The organism is Collinsella sp. TM06-3 (assembly GCF_003436395.1).
In the GTDB taxonomy this organism is placed as follows: domain Bacteria; phylum Actinomycetota; class Coriobacteriia; order Coriobacteriales; family Coriobacteriaceae; genus Collinsella.
In genome coordinates this window covers 1-17579 of record NZ_QSPG01000031.1, presented here as the reverse complement: position 1 = coordinate 17579, position 17579 = coordinate 1, and the positions used below count along the sequence as shown (strand labels likewise).

At 61.9% G+C, this 17579-nt stretch carries 13 protein-coding genes and 1 tRNA gene; 5 read left to right on the top strand and 9 right to left on the bottom strand.

Annotation, left to right across the window (positions count from 1 at the left end):
- The first annotated feature begins 123 nt into the window (after nucleotides 1-123).
- The gene (locus DXD56_RS09330) at nucleotides 124-1305 is read left to right on the top strand and encodes a pyridoxal phosphate-dependent aminotransferase (RefSeq protein WP_117641014.1); all 1182 of its coding nucleotides are present in this window, start codon (nucleotides 124-126) and stop codon (nucleotides 1303-1305) included.
- A 141-nt stretch (nucleotides 1306-1446) separates the two neighbouring features.
- Nucleotides 1447-2337: an ROK family protein gene (locus DXD56_RS09325; RefSeq protein ID WP_117641013.1), complete on the top strand. Its 891-nt coding sequence runs from the start codon at nucleotides 1447-1449 to the stop codon at nucleotides 2335-2337.
- A 114-nt stretch (nucleotides 2338-2451) separates the two neighbouring features.
- Here DXD56_RS09325 and DXD56_RS09320 read toward each other — a convergent pair whose 3' ends face one another.
- The 4 genes from DXD56_RS09320 to argS all read right to left on the bottom strand — a co-directional run bounded on the left by DXD56_RS09320 (nucleotide 2452) and on the right by argS (nucleotide 9561).
- Nucleotides 2452-2901: a VanZ family protein gene (locus DXD56_RS09320; RefSeq protein ID WP_006235485.1), complete on the bottom strand. Its 450-nt coding sequence runs from the start codon at nucleotides 2899-2901 to the stop codon at nucleotides 2452-2454.
- 7 nt (nucleotides 2902-2908) lie between these two features.
- Complete coding sequence (locus DXD56_RS09315; RefSeq protein ID WP_117641012.1) at nucleotides 2909-4309, bottom strand: hypothetical protein; 1401 nt, start codon at nucleotides 4307-4309, stop codon at nucleotides 2909-2911.
- A 313-nt stretch (nucleotides 4310-4622) separates the two neighbouring features.
- On the bottom strand, nucleotides 4623-7178 hold the full coding sequence (rho, locus tag DXD56_RS09310; protein ID WP_233524978.1) for a transcription termination factor Rho: 2556 nt from the start codon (nucleotides 7176-7178) through the stop codon (nucleotides 4623-4625).
- A 529-nt stretch (nucleotides 7179-7707) separates the two neighbouring features.
- The gene (argS, locus tag DXD56_RS09305) at nucleotides 7708-9561 is read right to left on the bottom strand and encodes an arginine--tRNA ligase (protein ID WP_117641011.1); all 1854 of its coding nucleotides are present in this window, start codon (nucleotides 9559-9561) and stop codon (nucleotides 7708-7710) included.
- Nucleotides 9562-9903: 342 nt separating this feature from the next.
- On the opposite strand from argS, the gene DXD56_RS09300 reads away from it, so the two are divergent.
- Nucleotides 9904-10389, top strand: a complete 486-nt coding sequence (locus tag DXD56_RS09300; protein WP_117641010.1) for a CarD family transcriptional regulator — start codon at nucleotides 9904-9906, stop codon at nucleotides 10387-10389.
- Between the two features lie 108 nt (nucleotides 10390-10497).
- Nucleotides 10498-11097 carry an HD domain-containing protein gene (locus DXD56_RS09295; RefSeq protein WP_089572031.1) on the top strand — a complete coding sequence of 200 codons (600 nt, stop codon included), beginning with the start codon at nucleotides 10498-10500 and terminating at the stop codon, nucleotides 11095-11097.
- 71 nt (nucleotides 11098-11168) lie between these two features.
- Here the strand turns inward: DXD56_RS09295 and DXD56_RS09290 are convergent, their stop codons facing one another.
- Nucleotides 11169-12455 carry a glutamate-5-semialdehyde dehydrogenase gene (locus DXD56_RS09290; RefSeq protein WP_117641009.1) on the bottom strand — a complete coding sequence of 429 codons (1287 nt, stop codon included), beginning with the start codon at nucleotides 12453-12455 and terminating at the stop codon, nucleotides 11169-11171.
- 113 nt (nucleotides 12456-12568) lie between these two features.
- Between DXD56_RS09290 and DXD56_RS09285 the strand changes: the two genes are divergently transcribed.
- Complete coding sequence (locus DXD56_RS09285) at nucleotides 12569-13987, top strand: alpha/beta fold hydrolase (RefSeq protein ID WP_117641008.1); 1419 nt, start codon at nucleotides 12569-12571, stop codon at nucleotides 13985-13987.
- A gap of 99 nt (nucleotides 13988-14086) precedes the next feature.
- Here DXD56_RS09285 and proB read toward each other — a convergent pair whose 3' ends face one another.
- The 4 genes from proB to DXD56_RS09265 all read right to left on the bottom strand — a co-directional run bounded on the left by proB (nucleotide 14087) and on the right by DXD56_RS09265 (nucleotide 17461).
- Complete coding sequence (gene proB, locus DXD56_RS09280; protein ID WP_117641007.1) at nucleotides 14087-15214, bottom strand: glutamate 5-kinase; 1128 nt, start codon at nucleotides 15212-15214, stop codon at nucleotides 14087-14089.
- A gap of 79 nt (nucleotides 15215-15293) precedes the next feature.
- On the bottom strand, nucleotides 15294-16799 hold the full coding sequence (locus DXD56_RS09275; protein WP_117641006.1) for a nicotinate phosphoribosyltransferase: 1506 nt from the start codon (nucleotides 16797-16799) through the stop codon (nucleotides 15294-15296).
- An 84-nt stretch (nucleotides 16800-16883) separates the two neighbouring features.
- Entirely contained in the window at nucleotides 16884-17324 is a 441-nt protein-coding gene (locus DXD56_RS09270) for a hypothetical protein (protein ID WP_117635034.1), read from the bottom strand.
- Between the two features lie 64 nt (nucleotides 17325-17388).
- A tRNA-Ala gene (locus DXD56_RS09265) sits at nucleotides 17389-17461 on the bottom strand.
- Nucleotides 17462-17579: the final 118 nt, after the last annotated feature.

Below are 17579 nucleotides of genomic sequence, written 5' to 3'. Positions count from 1 at the left end.
TATTTGCTCAATGTGTTCGGCTGAGATCGGAAATCAACCAAGAGTTTTTCGAGCCCGTTTCGAGCAAATCCCACCGGTTCCATAGGAGTAAACTTGCTCCACCCAATGCTCGAAAGGATAGGCATGAAAGAACTCTCCAACCGCACGGCGGCGTTTACCGATTCGGTCATCCGCCGCATGACGCGCATCTCCAACAAGTATGGTGCCGTCAACCTGTCGCAGGGCTTCCCCGATTTCGATCCCCCGGCGCAGCTGCTCGATAGCCTCAGCACCATTGCCACCGACCCCAAGCCGCTTTACCACCAGTACTCCATCACCTGGGGCTCCCAGGCCATGCGCGAGGCGCTTGCCGCCAAGCAGGAGCACTTTATGGGCATGCCGATCAACCCCAACGAGAACATCGTGGTCACCTGCGGCTCCACCGAGGCCATGATGGCCGCCATGATGACGGTCACGAACCCCGGCGACAAGGTCGTCATTTTCTCGCCGTTCTACGAAAACTACGGCGCCGACACGATCCTTTCGGGCGCCGAGCCCATCTACGTGCCGCTCAACCCGCCCACATTCGACTTTGACCGCGAGACACTCGAGGCAGCCTTCCGCGACAACGATCCCAAGGCGATCGTCCTGTGCAACCCGTCCAACCCCTGCGGCAAGGTCTTTACCCGCGAGGAGCTCACCTTTATCGCCGACCTGTGCAAAAAGTACGATGCCTACTGCATTACCGACGAGGTCTATGAGCACATCGTCTACACACCCCACGAGCACGTGTACATGGCCACGCTACCCGGCATGTTTGAGCGCACCATCAGCTGCAGCTCGCTGTCCAAGACCTACTCCATCACCGGCTGGCGTCTGGGCTACACCATTGCCCCAGCCCAGATCACCGAGCGCATCAAGAAGGTCCACGACTTCCTCACCGTGGGCGCCGCCGCACCCCTGCAGGAGGCCGTCGTCACCGCCCTCAACTTCGACGACAGCTATTACCAGGAGGTCCTCGACCTCTACACCGCCAAGCGCGACCTGTTCTGCCAGGGGCTCGATAGCATCGGTCTTGAGCACAACGTGCCGCAGGGCGCCTACTACGTGATGATGGACATCTCTGAGTTTGGCTACGACAGCGACCTCGACTTCTGCGAGGATCTCGCCTCCAAGGTTGGCGTGGGCGCCGTGCCGGGCTCAAGTTTCTTCCGCGAGCCCGTCAACCACCTGATCCGCTTCCACTTTGCCAAGCGTGACGAGACGCTCAACGCGGCGCTGGAGAACCTCAAGTCCCTGCGTGATAAAATCAAATCGCGCGGGTAAAGACGGCCCGGCAGTTAAGGCAAACATAGAAACCCCGCACCGTTCGTAACGTTGCGGGGTTTCTTTTTATAGCGATTTATTAATAGTTTTATAGCGCTATACTTTAGGCAAAGAGCACCTTATCCTGGAAAGGGGATCACTATGGCGGAGCAGCAGCTTATCGGAGCGCTCGAGGCCGGCGGCACCAAGATGGTCTGCGCCACGGGCTATGCAGACGGTACGGTCCTGAAGCGTGAGCAGATCGCGACCACGACCCCGCAGGAGACCGTCGAGGCCGTCAACGCATGGTTTGCCGACAAGGGCATCGCCGCGCTGGGCATCGGCGCCTTTGGCCCCACCGCAGTCAACCCTGCCTCGCCCCAATACGGCAAGATCCTGGAGACGCCCAAAACGGCATGGCGCTACTTCGACCTGCTGGGCACCATCCAAAACGAGCTCAATATTCCCTGCGGCTACGACACCGACGTCAACGTCGCCTGCCTGGGCGAGGTCACCTTTGGTTGCGCCCAGGGCCTCACTGACGTGGTGTATCTGACCATCGGTACCGGCGTGGGCGCTGGCGTGCTCTCGGGCGGTAAGCTCGTGCACGGCATGATGCATCCCGAGGCTGGCCACATCCTGGTCACGCGCGACCCGCGCGACACCATTGGCGAGCACAGCGCCTGCCCCTTCCACGACAACTGCCTCGAAGGCCTCATCGCCGGCCCCGGCGTTAGAAAGCGCTGGGATGGCAAGAGCGCCGGAGACATGGCTGATGACCCGGAAGCCATGGACCTGCTCGCCGGCTATCTGGCACAGGCACTCATGACCTACACGCTGTGCTACGCGCCGCAAAAGATCATCATCGGCGGCGGCGTGGCCGACCACACTCCCATCGTGCCGCTCGCACGCAAAAAGTGTGCCGAGATGCTCAACGGCTATATCGTCACGCCCGAGGTCAACGACATCGATACCTACATCGTCAACAACAGCCTCGAGGGCAAGCAGGGCATTATGGGCTGCCTGGCCCTGGGCGCACAGGCGCTTCAGTAACAGGCGTACCCACAGGGCGTGGTGTGCCCGGCAAATCCGACCTATGGAACGACGCCACCACGCCTCATATAAGCCCTCAAATAAAAAAGGCCGCCTAGGACCAAACAATACGTCCTAGGCGGCTTTTTTGGCGCACATCAGCGACCGTAAGAGATATCGGAGCACAACGCCCGTTGCCGCTCCACAGCAGTCGATCATCACATCGGTGATCATGCCGGCGCGTCCCGGCACAAAGAGCTGAATCGTCTCGTCGATCGAGGGAATCAGCAGCAGGAACACCGCCGTGGGCAGCAGCACGTCAAAGGTGCGCCGGCCCTCAAAATCAAAGGCGTGCGTTGCCAGGATGCCGAGCACCATATACTCGGTAAAATGCGCGCACTTGCGAACAACAAAGTTGGTCACCCATTCATATGGAAGTCCCACGCCGTGCAGGAAACCGCGGATAGCTTCCATGACCGTTAGACTCAGTGAGCCCGACCCCGAGCCGGGAACCAGCGAATTGCCCCAGATCAAGAGCGCCATCAGGCAGGTCACGACCGCCCATTTTCGATTGATCTTAACCATGCAGAAGTTATGCCTCCGCGCGGAGCGGCGCAAAGCTGGCGGTACCGCCCTCGATAACGCTCAGATAGGCACGGCCCGTACGCTTGGCGGTAGAGGACTGCAGGCGCTCGATCTCTTCCTCGAGGATCTGATTGACGCGCTCGTGACGACGATTTTCCATAATGCCGGCGGCAATAGCCTCGGCCCGCTCGATGCTCTCGCGCGAGATACGGGCGGTATCCTCGGGGAACACAGCGCTGTGGCGGCCGACATAGGCGGGGGCAGCAGGCTGAGGGGCAGCGACGGGAGCGGGCGCTACAACAGGAGCGGACTCGTCAATCTCATCCAGAATCGCGGTGGCGGCGGCCCACATGTCCTCGTGGCCCGAGTAATCGGCCATGGGGACATCAACCTCGAGCGAGGCATCCGGAAGGTCGCCGGTGTCGACGCGATCTTGGGCATCAATCGATGCGGTAATGGCTGCAGGCTCATCGAGGTCATCGAGATCGATGTCCGCGGCACCGGAGATGATAGGCATGCTGGCGAGGTTTGCATTGTACGGCGCAGCCTCGGCCGCCTGCTGCTGGGCAGGAGCGCCCCAAAGCGAGCTTTCGGCGGCACGGCGAGCGGCAACGGCCTCCTCGTCCGCGGTCATGGCTTCATCAACGTACGAATTGTCGGCAGAAGCGTCTGCGTCCGCCGAGGTAGCGCTGTAGGCGTTATTGGCTGCCGCGTTGGCAACGAGTGCCACGAAAGCCGCCGTGCTGCCCGCAGGGGCGGCCTGGGAGCCAGACACGGCACGTGCCGCGGCGGCGATGTCATCGCGATTGAAGGAGCCGGTCTGCCCGCCATTGGTGAGCTCGTCGATGGCGACTTGATAGACGTCGCGCGAGTGTGCAGGGTCGCAGCTCACCGGCGAATCGTCGTCGAGCATACTGTCGATCATGGACCAAGCCTCGTCCTCGTCCATAGCATCTGCGGCTCGAGCGATGGTAGGGACACCATCATCGGCATGACGGCGCTGGAACGCACCGGTCAGGCCGGAAAGGAATGCCGAGGTAGACTGCTCCGCCTGAGCCTGAGAAGCAGAAGCCGCAGCGTAAGGAGTCGCATCCTGCTGCTGGACTGGAATCGAGGCGGTCTTGAACTCGCTTTGATGCTGATTGAGATTGGCGGCACCGCCCATGGCATCGGGCTGGAACAGACGCTCTTCACGCTGCGCACGATACTCGGAGATACCCAGCGAGGCGGCATAGATACCCACGCCCGCCACCGCGCCCACGGCGAAGGGAACCGCGCCCGCCACGACCGTCTCGTTCACAGACGAAAACGGCAGCGTCGCGGCATACATAACCACGGGAGCGGCAAGGCCGATCCCGCACGAAAGTCCGGCAAGGACTGCTCGTTGTGTTGCATCAGAAGAAGCCATGAGCTCTCCCCATCTTCCAGCGCCCAAATCGCATCATTCAGTTGGCTGCGCGAGAGAAGATGAAGCGGGGCTATGCCCCAAAGCAACGGTATATGGTTCGTTTCATCTGCGTTTTCCGTCGCGAAGCTTAAAAGCTATTATGCGAAACCGCCCCGTCGATTGCAAGCGACGAAGTCGGATTGAAACGGGAAACCTGCTGCTCGTCGGTCTTATGGTTAAAAATAAGCGCGGAGCGGCGATATGGAAAAGGGCCGAGGCTCAAAGCCCCGACCCTTTATCGCATTGATGACTATCGCTGCGTGTGGATGACAACCTAGAACGTCTGCTCGTAGTCGCTGTGCTTTTTGGCCGAACGCACCAGGAACTCTTGGTTGGTGTTGGTGCCCTTAAGACCCTTGATAAACGATGCGGCTGCGCGCTCGGTGTTGTTCATGCCGGCAAGAATGCGACGCAGACCAAAGACAAACGGACGCATCTGCTCGTCGACCAACAGGTCCTCATTACGCGTACCGGAGGCAACGGGGTCGATAGCCGGGAAGATGCGACGGTCGGCCAGGTCGCGGTCGAGCTTAAGCTCCATGTTGCCGGTGCCCTTGAACTCCTCAAAGATGACCTCGTCCATCTTGGAACCGGTATCGATGAGGGCAGAGGCCAGGATGGTGAGCGAGCCACCGTTCTCGATATTACGGGCTGCGCCCAGGAAGCGCTTGGGCGGATACAGTGCCGCCGAATCGACGCCGCCCGAAAGGATGCGGCCTGAGGCGGGCGCCGCCAAGTTGTAGGCGCGGGCAAGACGCGTGATGGAGTCGAGCACCACCACAACATCGCCGCCCAGCTCCACGATGCGCTTGGCGCGCTCGATGACGAGCTCTGCCACGCGAGTGTGGTTGTCGGCGGGCATATCGAAGGTCGACGCCACAACCTCGCCCTTGATGGAACGCTGCATATCGGTGACCTCTTCGGGGCGCTCGTCGACGAGCAGGCAGATGAGGTGCACCTCGGGGTTGTTAATCGAGATAGACTGGCAGATCTTCTTGAGGATCGTGGTCTTGCCGGCCTTGGGCGGAGACACGATCAGGCCACGCTGACCCTTGCCGATCGGCGACACGATGTCGATGGCGCGACCGGTAATGGAGTCCTTGCCGTGCTCCATGCGCAGCGGCTCGTTGGGATAGACCGGGGTGAGGTCGCCGAACTTGGGACGGTTGCGAATCTGCTCGGGGTCCAGACCGTTGACGGTCGTGATTTTGGCGAGGCCGGCGCGCTTGTCGCCGCCGCGCGAAGGACGCAGCGAGCCCTCGATGACGTCGCCCGTGCGCAGGCGCGCGGAGCGGATGAGGTAGGCAGGCACGAAGGCGTCGTCGTTGGACTTCATGTAGCCATGGGCGTGGATAATGCCGGAGCTGTCCGGGCGAATCTGCAGAATGCCCTTGATGTCGCGGAAGCCCTCGGCCTTCGCAGCGGTGACGTAGATCTCTTCGACGAGCTCGGCTTTCTTCTTGCCGGTCGTCTCGATCTCGAACTCCTTGGCCTTCTCGCGCAGTTCGGCGACCTTCATGGCAGCGAGCTCCTCGCGCGAAAGCGTGGGCTCGGTGGGGGCGGCGTTGCGCTCCTTGTTGCGCTGTTTGCGATCGCGCTGACGGTTGCGACGGTCGTTGTTGCGCTCGTCCTTGCGCTCGTTGCGCTCCTCGTTGCGCTTGTGCTGGCGACGGTTGGAACGAGTGCCGTCTTCGGCCTCGGCGGGCGCGGCACCATCGGTTGTGGCGGCGTCGGCATTGGCCGCAGCGGCTTCATTGGCCTCGGCGCCGGAATCAATCTGCGCTTCGACATCAGCCTGATGCTCGGACGCCTTGGCCTTAGCGGACTTCTTACGACCGCGCTTGGGCTTCTCGGACGCAGGCTGTTCGACGTCCTGGGGCTCGGCAGCATCAGTCGATGCATCGGCGGTCGTCTCGGCGGAATCCTCGGACGAACCCTTCTTGGCAGCCTTGGCCTTGGACGTGCGCTTAGCAGCAGTACGATGGCTGCGACCAGGACGGACGTCGGCGGACTCGACATCGGCGGGAGCGGCCTCGGAAGTCGTAGCATCCTGGACGGGTGCATCGGCAGCGGTTGCAGACTCGGCGGTCGCCGCAGCATCCCGAGCGGCTGCAGCTGCGGCTGCGGCCTTCTCTGCCTCGACGAAGGCCTTGGGCTTGCGACCGCGACGGTGCGGGCGCAAAGCCGGATCGACAACGGGAACTTCGCCGGCCTCGACAGGCGCAGCGGGCTCAACAGGCGATGTGCCCTCCCCTGCCGCAGAACGGACCGAAGCCTCGGTTAGCTCGGGGGTTACCTGTTCAGCAACCTGCTCGGCCTTAGCAGCCGTGCGACGGCGTGTGCGCGGCGCCGGCTTCTCGGTCGGCTGGTCGGCGGCAGGCGTCTCGGGCACAGACGGAGCTGCAAGCTCGGTCAGAGCCGCGGCCTCGCGCTCGGCAGCACGACGGCGGGCGCGCACCACCTGAGCCTCGCTAATCTGCGCCAACGCACGTGCCTGTGCGACCTCATCGGAAATCGACGCCGAGGAGTCAGCCGCAACGGTGCGCTTGGCGCGAGTCGTGCGCGTGGTGCGGCGCTTGGGCTTGGCGACCTCCTCGCCGTCAGCGGCAGACTTGGCCGTGCGGCGCGTACGCTTGGGCTTTGCCGGAGCAGCCTCCTCACCAGTTGCAGGCACGGCCTTCTCAGCCGCTGCAGGCGTAGGCGTCGAAGCAGCCTCAGGCGTCTCAGAAGCCGAGGCTTGCGCGGGCGCCGCGACCTGGTCCGACGCAACCGGTGCAGCGGGAGCGGCTTGCGTCGTCGTTATTTCGTTTTCTTGCTGTTGATCAGACACAGTGTTTGCTCAACTTTCTTTTCAAGCCCTGTGATCACATGCTCCCTGCATAAACCTTCAGGGCGGCTAAACAGTCTAGCTCCGTCAAATACCGACGGACATCATTGATCTGTATCGAGATGATTGCGTCATATACGCAGCGTTAGTGTAACACAACCGCAACCACCTGCAACTTAGTCATTGGGGACGTTCTTAAACGACTAGTCAAAAGGGACACTCTTTGGTTTAACACCCACAAATCTGACTGCCTCCGCCAAAACTATGGCGGTTTACTACGATGAATCGCTCAACCGCGACCACTCCGAAACTTGTTGAACTAAAACCGCAGGTAGATGCCTTGCACTTTTTAGCGAAAAGCCGGCGTGGTTGGAATACCTCAATTCATCGTAGTAAATCGACATAGTTTCGTATTTCCAGCAGTTCCAAATTCGTCAATACGTCGGCGTTTGCAAAAAAGCCCGACCTCCGTGGGAGATCGGGCTTTCAAGGCTTAGTTAAACCAAGTCTGTACGGTCAAATGACTCGCAGATTACATCTGCTCGGGCGCAGAAACGCCAACGAGGGTGAGCACCAGGGCGAGCGTCACGCGGACGGCGTCGCAAGCGGCCAGACGGGCGCGCGAAAGCTCGGGGTCGACGGGACGGCCCTCGCTCGGCAGAACCTGGCAGGCAGCGTAGAAGCTGTGGAAGTCGCCGGCGAGCTCCTCAGCAAAGTGCGTCAGACGGAACGGGGCGCGGTCGCGAGCGCAGCTGGCGATGAGGTCGGTGAGCTCGTTGAGCTTACGCGAAAGGGCGAGCTCGGTCGGGTCGGTCAGCAGCGAGTAATCGACGTTCTCACCGATGGCCTTGGTGGCGACGGCCTTCATGCCCATCTCGTCAGCCTGCTCGGGCGTAACGTCGGCGGCACGGCGCAGAATGGAGCACACGCGGGCGTGAGCGTACTGCACGTAGTACACCGGGTTGGAGTTGTCGCGCTTCTTGACGGCCTCGATATCGAAGTCGACCATCTGGTTGGAGCTCTTGGAGATGAGCGTGTAACGGGCAGCGTCGGAGCCGACCTCGTCGACGAGCTCCTGCAGGGTCACCATGGTGCCCTTACGCTTGGACATACGGACGGGCTTGCCGTTGCGCAGCAGGTTGACGAGCTGGCCCAGCAGAACCTCAAACTTGCCGGGGTAACCCAGAGCGTCGCAGACGCAGCGGACGCGCTCGATGTAGCCGTGGTGGTCGGCACCCCAGATGTCGATGACGTGGTCGACGCGCTGGAACTTATCCCAGTGATAGGCAACGTCGGATGCAAAGTAGGTGTACTCGCCGTCGGACTTGATCAGGACGCGGTCCTTGTCATCGCCCAGGTCGGTGGAGCGGAACCACAGGGCGCCGTCCTTGGTGTAGAGGTAGCCCATCTTGTCGAGCTTCTCAAAAGCGCGGTCGACGGCGGAGGTGCCGGCGGTCTCGCCCTCGGTGTCCTTCACATACAGCGAGCGCTCGGAGAACCAACGATCGAAGTCGCAGTTGACGGCATGGCAAAGGTCGCGCATGTTGTCGACCATCTTCACGTAGCCGCGCTCGCGGAAGCTCTCCATGCGCTCCTGCGGATCGGCCTCGACCCACTTGTCGCCGTCGGTGCGCCAGAACTCGGCAGCTTCGTCGATGATGTAGTCGCCGCCGTAGGAGTCCTTGCCCAGGGTCTCGGCAAAGTTGTCCTGGTACGGATGGGTCTCGGGATGCTCGTCGTTCTCATCGGCAACGAAGGCGTCGCGGTCGGCGATCAGCAGCTTGTGAGCCTCGTCGATATCCACGCCCTGCTTGGCGATGATGTCGGCAAGCTGCATATAGCGCGTGCTGATGGAGTTGCCGAAGGTGTTCATCTGAGAGCCGTGGTCGTTGATGTAGAACTCACGCTGGATCTCATAGCCGGCGTGGTCCATAACGCGGCAGAGCGAATCGCCCAGCGCGGCCCAGCGGCCGTGGCCGATGTGCATGGGGCCGACGGGGTTGGCGGAAACGAACTCGACCTGGGTCTTCAGGCCACCACCGACGTTGGACTTAGCGAAGTCCATGCCCTTCTCGCGAGCCTCGCCAAAGATGGCATTCTTGACGGCAACAGAGAGGTAGAAGTTGATGAAACCGGGGCCTGCGATCTCAACCTTCTCGATCGCGGGATCCTCGGGCATATGGGCAACGATGGCCTCGGCGATCTTGCGCGGGGCGCAGTGGGCCAGCTTGGCGGACTTCAGGGCCATGGTAGAGGTCCACTCGCCATGAGAAGTGTCAGCCGGTCGCTCGATAGCGCAATCGTCAAGTTCAAATGCGGAAAGGTCGCCGGCCTCCTGGGCCGCAGCAAGCGCAGCGCGTACCAGCTCTTCAATCTTCTCGGGCATAGATCCTCCTTGTGTTAAAGCCCCCGAGCTCTTGGTCACTCGTAGGGCAAAAGCCAGAGTTTGTAGCACTCTATCACAAGCGACGGGCACTATCGCAGGGTAAAGCCAATCGAAATTGCATATGCACAAAATTGACTACAGCTTGTATGGAGTCTCTCAAAGATGCCGGTCTGCCTGCAGATTATGCACGCGTTGAAAATGCATAAAGGTGTGAATGAGCTGTGTCTTTTATCGAATACTCTTACCTATCGGAGTTGTGTGCTTTTCCTGCATAAAGTAAGGGTTTCCGCACGTCAGCGTGGTATTCTAGACATACGTAAATTCGTATAAGTTGGAGGTAGCATGTTCTCAATCGGTCAACACGTCATTCATCCGGGTCAGGGAGTCTGCACCGTCGTCGGTTTTAGGGACGACACGCCGCAGCCCATGCTGTTGCTCGAGACCAAGCAGGGACATGCGCAGACGATCCTCATGTACCCCGTGGCGCAGGCCGATCGTTTGCATGCCGCCATCTCCCAGCAAGATGCCGAGCACCTGCTGAGCCACTACGACGAGCTGGAGTGCGACACCTTTACCGAGCGCAACAGCTCGCTGGAGGAGACGCACTTTAAACAGCAGCTCAAGCTGGGCGCGCCCGAGACGGTCCGCGTGGCAAAAACCATGATGCAACGTATTCGCCAGGCCGAGGAAGCAGATAAAAAACCCAGCTCTTACTACATGCGCGTACTCAAGGAAGCCAAGCGCCGCTCCATCGAGGAGTTCGCCGTGGCCCTGGGTGTCACCGAGGAGGACGCCGAAGCCCGCCTAGCCCAAGCCGCCCTCAACTAACCTGCCCACGCCAAAAACCACCACAAAGGGGACAGGCACCTTTGTGGTGGTTTTCTTGTTCTAGTAGTATTCATTCTTAGCGATACCCACGAGCACAAGGAGTCACTTATGGCAGAGCCGCTTACCGCTGGAATCACCCGCGACCGCGCGTTCGAACTGCTCAACGAGCACAACAAGGACCCGTTCCACATCACCCATGGCGAGACGGTCGAGGGCACTATGCGCTACTTTGCGCGCGAGTTCGACCCCGAGAACGAGGAGTTTTGGGGCATCGTCGGTCTGCTGCACGACCTGGATTGGGAGGAGCATGAGGACGACCCCATGAACCACACCATCTATGCTGCCGAGATTCTTGAGGGCGAAGGTGCGTCTCCCGAGCTCATTCGCGCCATCCAGACGCACACGTCGGACTTCAACACCTCGCTGCCCAAACCCGAGCTGCAGATGGAAAAGATCCTGTTTGCCTGCGATGAGCTCACCGGCCTGATCGGCGCTGCCGTCATCATGCGCCCGAGCAAGAGCGTTATGGACTTTACGACCAAGTCGCTTAAGAAGAAGTTCAAGGACAAGCGCTTTGCCGCCGGCTGCTCGCGCGACGTGATTTCGCAGGGCGCCGAGATGTTGGGCTGGGAGCTCCCCGAGCTCTTTGACCGCACCATCGCGGCCATGCAGTCCTTCGCCCCCGACCGCGATACCTTCCAGGCCTAACCGCCCACGCCACTTAAAACCACCACAAAGGGGAAAGGCACCTTTTGTGGTGGTTTTTGTTTGCGCGGGCGCTAGGGGCGGACCTGGCCAGTGCCGCGGAGCTTGTATTTGTAGGTGGTGAGGGCCTCGGCGGCAAAGGGGCCGCGGGCATGGAGCTTTTGGGTCGAGATGCCGATCTCGGCGCCCAGCCCAAACTCGCCGCCGTCAGTGAAGCGCGTGCTGGCGTTGGCGTACACGGCCGAGGCATCGACCGCGTCCAGGAAGCGCTCGCAGGCATCCTCGTCCTCGGCAACGATGGCCTCGGAGTGCATGGTACCGTAGCGGTTGATGTGCTCGATGGCCTCGTCCTCGTTCGCCACGATCTTCACGCTCATCTCGAGCGCCAGGTACTCGCGGCCCCAATCCTCCTCGGTCGCGGCCACATAATCGTCGCCCTCGGCAAGCCCAGCGTCGGCGCATGCTGCGCACGTGGCCTCGTCGCCGTGAATCAGCACGCCGTGGCCGTGCAGCACGGCAACGACTGCGGGCAGGAAGCGATCTGCAACGGCACGGTCAACCAGCAGCGATTCGGCGGCATTGCACACGCCCACGCGCTGGGTCTTGGCATTGACAATAATGTTGAGTGCTTTATCAAAGTCGGCGGATTCATGCACGTAGATATGGCAGTTGCCCGTGCCTGTCTCAATCACCGGCACGAGCGACTCGCGCACGCAGCGCTGGATCAGGCCCGCACCTCCACGCGGAATGAGCACGTCGACGATGCCGCGGAGCTTCATGAGCTCGCCGGTGGCCTCGCGGTCGGTGGACTCGATCATCGAGATAGCCTCGCGCGGGAAACCCTTGGCCTCGAGTGCATCGGCCAGCAGTTCGGCAATCATGGCGCACGAGTGATAGGCCAGCGAACCGCCACGCAGAATGCAGGCGTTGCCGGTGCGGATGCAGATGCCCGCGGCGTCGGCCGTCACGTTGGGGCGCGCCTCGTAGACCATGGCGACCAGACCCAGCGGCACGCTCACGCGGGTGAGGTCCACGCCACTTGCAAGCACGCGGTGGTCGAGCACGCGGCCGACAGGATCGGGCAGCTCGGCGAGCTTCTCCAGGCCGACAGCCATGCCCTCGACGCGCTCGGGCGTCAGCAACAGGCGATCGAGGAGCCCCGCCGAGGTCCCCGCATCGCGCGCGGCGGACATATCGAGCTCGTTGGCGGCGACGATGGAGTCGACACCATCTCGCAGCGCCGCGGCCATGGCGCGCACGGCCTCCTGACGCTGCTCATCGCTCGCCGTGGCAAGCGATGCCGACGCTGCCTTGGCGGCAACGGCAAGATCGTGGACATACGTAGCTATATCGACCGACATGGACGGCCCTTTCTCTTAGATGTTTGCCAACCATGGTAGCCGATTTATGCGCATCCTCGCCGACGGCGGTAGAATTGGTCAACCCGAAACACCGCAACGAATGGAAGCATTACATGGCGCTCATCACTTCGTACCACGTCCCCGGCCTGTATGTCGAGGACCACAGCATCGATGTCCCTCTCGACTGGCGCGGCCTTGAGCCAATGCTTTTGGCCGTCGGCAGCACCATGCGCCGCGGCGCTATGCCGGCACCCATCGCCGGCGCGCCCGAGAGCATCAAGCTCTTCTACCGCGTGGTTTGCGCGCCCGACCGCATCAACGACGATCTGCCGCTGCTCCTGTTTTTGCAGGGCGGCCCCGGCGGCGAGAGCCCGCGTCCGCTGTCGCCCACGAGCGACGGCTGGATCGAGGAGGCCGTCAAGCACTTCCGCGTGGTCCTTCCCGACCAGCGCGGCACCGGACGCAGTAGCTGCGTGGACGGACGCACGATCAAGGCACTGGGTGATCGCGCAACGGCCGCCGGCGCCGATACAGCACGCTCGCAGGCGGACTTCCTCAAGCGCCACCTCGCCAGCTCCATCGTGCGCGATTTTGAATACCTGCGACTGGTGGGCTTTGGCGGCAAGCCGTGGGTCACGCTCGGCCAGAGCTACGGCGGCTTTTTGACGCTGAGCTATCTGTCGCTCTTCCCCGAGGGCGTGGCGGCGAGCTTTACCTGCGGCGGCATCCCCCACGTGCCGGCGAGCGCCAGCGAGGTCTACGCGCACACCTTCCCGCGCATGGCCGCCAAGACGCAGCAGTATTACGACCGCTACCCCGCCGACGTCGAGCGCGTGGCAGCCCTGGCCGATGCGCTCGAGGCACAGAAGCCCGTGCTGCCCGACGGCTCGCCGATGACGGTCGAGCGCCTACAGCTCATGGGCAGCGACTTCGGCATGAAGCCGAGCTTTGAGCGCATGCACTGGATTATCGACCATGCGTTTGTTGATGGCGACGGCACGCTGACCTGCGACGCCTCGGTATCTGACAGCTTTTTGATGCGCGCCTTCGAGCGCACCAACACGCGTACAAACCCGCTGTACTGGACGCTGCAGGAGTTCATCTACGCCGACGGCGACACCATGCCCATTCGCTGGGCCGCGGCAGAAGAGAAAGCCCATCGTGCCGAGTTCGACACACTCGCGCGCCCGCTCATGTTTACCGGCGAGGCCATGTTCCCGTGGATGTTTGAGCAGATGCCCGAACTTAAGCCGTTTAAGCCCGCCATGGACCTGCTGATGGAGGACACCAGCTGGGACAAGATCTACGACCCGCAGCGCCTGGCCTGCAACGAGGTGCCGCTCCAGGCCGCGGTTTACTTCGACGACATGTACGTCGATTCGGGCATGCAGCTCGACACGCTCAGCCGCGTGGGCAACTCGCACGCCTGGGTGACCAACGAGTTCGAGCACGACGGCCTGCACGGCAGCGTGGTGTTTAAGCACCTCTTCGACGAAGCCCTCAACCGCGGAGACCTGCGCCGGATCTTCTAGCAAAGGAGTGTCCCCACCTGCCGGCACATAAGGAACGTCCCCAATTGCCGGCACGAGAAAGACAGCGCTGCGGGAAACGATCCGCAGCGCTGTCTTTCTTTATGCAAATACGATCAAGTTATCCCTGTGTATCGCCGGCTTCTCGGCCAGGTCTGCCAGCAGGCGGTTGCCGGCGATCTGGTCCTGGCGGCGACCGGCTGCAAGCTCCAGCACGTCCGAATCGGCCTCGGCGATACCGCGGGCGACGACCATACCGCTCGGGTCGCACACATCGAGCACATCACCCTCGGCAAACTGGCCATCGACCTCGCGAATACCCACCGCAAGCAAGGAAGAGCCACGGCTGACCAGCGCCTTCGCAGCACCATCATCGACCGTCACCGAGCCATGCGCCTTGTCGCCCAGTGCGATCCACAGCTTGCGGGGTGCGATGTCCAGACGCTCCGCCGGCGGATCGAACAGCGTGCCCACGCTCTCGCCGCGGGCGAGGCGCACGAGCGCATCGGGCTCCTCGCCCGAGCAAATCACGCTCTGAATGCCCGCGGTCATGAGAATGCGGCTCGCGCGGATCTTGGTAATCATGCCGCCCGTTCCCACCGATGTGGAAGAATCGCCCGCCGAGGCAATAATCTTGGCATCGATCTTATGCACGACAGGAACAAACTCGGCCGTGGGGTCCTCATGCGGATTGGCGGTATAGAGACCATCGATGTCCGAGAGCGTCACGCACAGATCGGCAGAAACCAGGCAGCTCACAAGCGCCGCCAGTGTGTCGTTGTCGCCAAACTTGATCTCGTCGACGGTGACGGTATCGTTCTCGTTGACGACCGGCACCACGCCAAGCTCCACGAGGCGCAGCAGGGCGTCGCGCGCGTGCAGGTAAGACGTGCGGCGGGCCGTATCGTGGCGCGTGAGCAGCACGAGCGAGGTGAGCAGGTCGCGCGCATGGAACTCCTCGTCGTAGGCCGACGAGATGATGCACTGACCGGCCGAGGCGCAGGCCTGCAGGCTCGGTAGGTCGCCGACCGGCTTGCGGTCGAAGCCCAACACGGGATAGCCACAGGCGATAGCGCCCGAGCTCACCACGACCAGACGCCAGCCGAGCTTGCGCAGCGCTGCGGCCTGATCGGCAAGTCCGCCGATAAAGGCGCGGTTGACCTTGCCATCGGCACCCACCACCGTGGACGAACCGATCTTTACCACCATCGTTTTATAAGAAGTCGTCATACGTCAAACCAATCAACTGTTCAGCGAACGGCCGAGCTGGCGCCCAAGGGAGCGTGACTCGCCCCTACCGCCCAAGAAATTAATGAGCCCAGGGAAAGGCAGAGGCCGCGGCCATGTTCTTGCGCACGAGCTCGTCGCGCACCTGAGCCAGGCCCTGCTCCATGCCCACCACATAGGTCTGCGGGTACAGGAAGCGCTTGAAAGCTGCGTCCAGATGATCGAGCGCCCAAGCACAGCGCTCGCGCGCGTCCTGGATGCTCTCACGCGGAGCCACCGCACTGCCATCGCGCACGATCGGCACCAGCAGCTCGCGATACTCAAGTTCGGACACGTCGGTCACCAGGGCGGCATCATTCACGGCCACGAGGGTATTGCCGCGCGCGGCGCCCTCCCCCGCCAGATGGTCCTCGTCGTAGATCATGTCGCAAACCGGGCCGCCAAAGCCGTCGTAATAGCGTCGTACGCGCTGAACACCGGGAATTGTGCGCTTGTAGGGCTGCTCGGAGAGCTTCACCACCGGCGTCCACGGGTCCGTCTCACTCGCACGGCGGGCGGAAAGCTTGTACACGCCGCCCAGCGCCGGCTGGTCATAGCAGGTCGCAAGCTTGGTACCCACGCCAAAGCTATCGATGGGCGCGCCCTGGTCGAGCAGTGACTGAATCGTGTACTCATCCAGATCGTTAGAAACCGAGATCCCCACATAGGGCAGGCCCTCGGCATCAAAACGGCCACGAACATACTTGGAGAGCTTGGCGAGGTCGCCCGAGTCAATGCGAATAGCCGACAGACGCTCGCCCACCGCCTCCATCTCCTTGGCAACCGTAATGGCATGCTCGCAACCCTCGCGTACGTCGTAGGTGTCGATGAGCAGCGTGCAGTTCTTGGGACTCGACTTAGCAAAAGCCCGGAATGCCTCGAGCTCGGAGTCGAAGCTCATCACCCAGCTGTGCGCATGCGTGCCAAAGACGGGAATACCGTAGCGGCGGCCGGCGAGCACATTGGACGTAGAGGAGCAGCCGGCAACGTAGCTCGCGCGCGCGACGGCCAAGCCGCCATCGGGACCCTGAGCGCGGCGCAGGCCAAACTCGGCAACGGGACGGCCGTCCGCCGCCAGCACCACGCGCGCCGTCTTGGTGGCGACAAGCGTCTGGAACCCAACGATGTTGAGCAGCGCCGTCTCAAGCAGCTGGCACTCCAGCGCGGGGCCGGTGACGCGAACCATGGGCTCGCGCGGAAAGACGAGCTCGCCCTCGGGCACGGCGTCGATGTTTACATGCGCACGAAAATCGCGCAGGTAGTCGAGGAATCCAGGCTTGAACATCGCGCCGCCGGCCGGGGCCTGGAGCGAGGCGAGGTAGTCGATGTCCTCGGGCGTAAAGCGCAGATTCTCGACCAGCTCGGGCAGTTCGGCGGTGCCGCACATGACGGCATAGGCGCTGCCAAAAGGATGGTCGCGGTAAAACGCGGTAAAACAACCCTGCTCATTGGCCTTGCCGCTCTCCCACAGGCCCTGGGCCATAGTGAGCTCGTACAGATCGGTGAGCATTGCAATGTCGGTGGGATGCGAGATGTCGGTCAAAGCCATGGGGCGACCTTTCGGATGCGTTGTGCAGAGGTTGAGGGTTGGAAAAGGGCAGAGTGTTCGGGCATGGCACCCAGCGCGAATGGGCTAGAGCAGGCCCATACTGGTCAGGATCGTGTAGCCCATAAAGATGACAAACGCGATGAGGGCAAGGACAATGATGATTTTTTGAGCCGGCGCCATGCCAGGGATCTCGTTCTCGCCCGTAGGCTCCTTGGAGGTGACCATGCGCTGGGCAAAGGTCATCTCGTCACGGCTCGGCTTGGGCTCGACGGACTTGGAACGAGCGACCTTTTTAGGCTGAGGTTTAGGTGCGGTGGGCGCGGGCTTCGCGGCGGCGGGCTTGGGCGCGGGGGCGACGTTCGCGGCGGCCTCCTCGGCCTTCGCACGCTCGGCACGCAGGGCGGCCAGCTCCTCACGCTCGCGGCGTGCCTCTTCCTGGGCCTCGCGACGAGCTTTCTCGGCGCGGAGCTCTTCCAACTCGGCGCGTTCCTCGGCAGACAGTGGTTGGGACTCAAGCTTGGCCATGGTACAGCCCTTTCTTTTAAAAAAAGCCGCCGACACAATGTCAGCGGCTTATCAAATCCAAGGGTGGAGACGAAGGGAGTCGAACCCTCGGCCTCTGCCATGCGACGGCAGCGCTCTCCCAACTGAGCTACGTCCCCAAGACAAGTTGATATTTTACCTACGGCTCGCCAACTGTCAACGCCCAATACCCAGTCTTTTTGGGACGCGGCTATTTTGCCTTGATTATCGACTTTATCCGAACACCTCCCACATTCA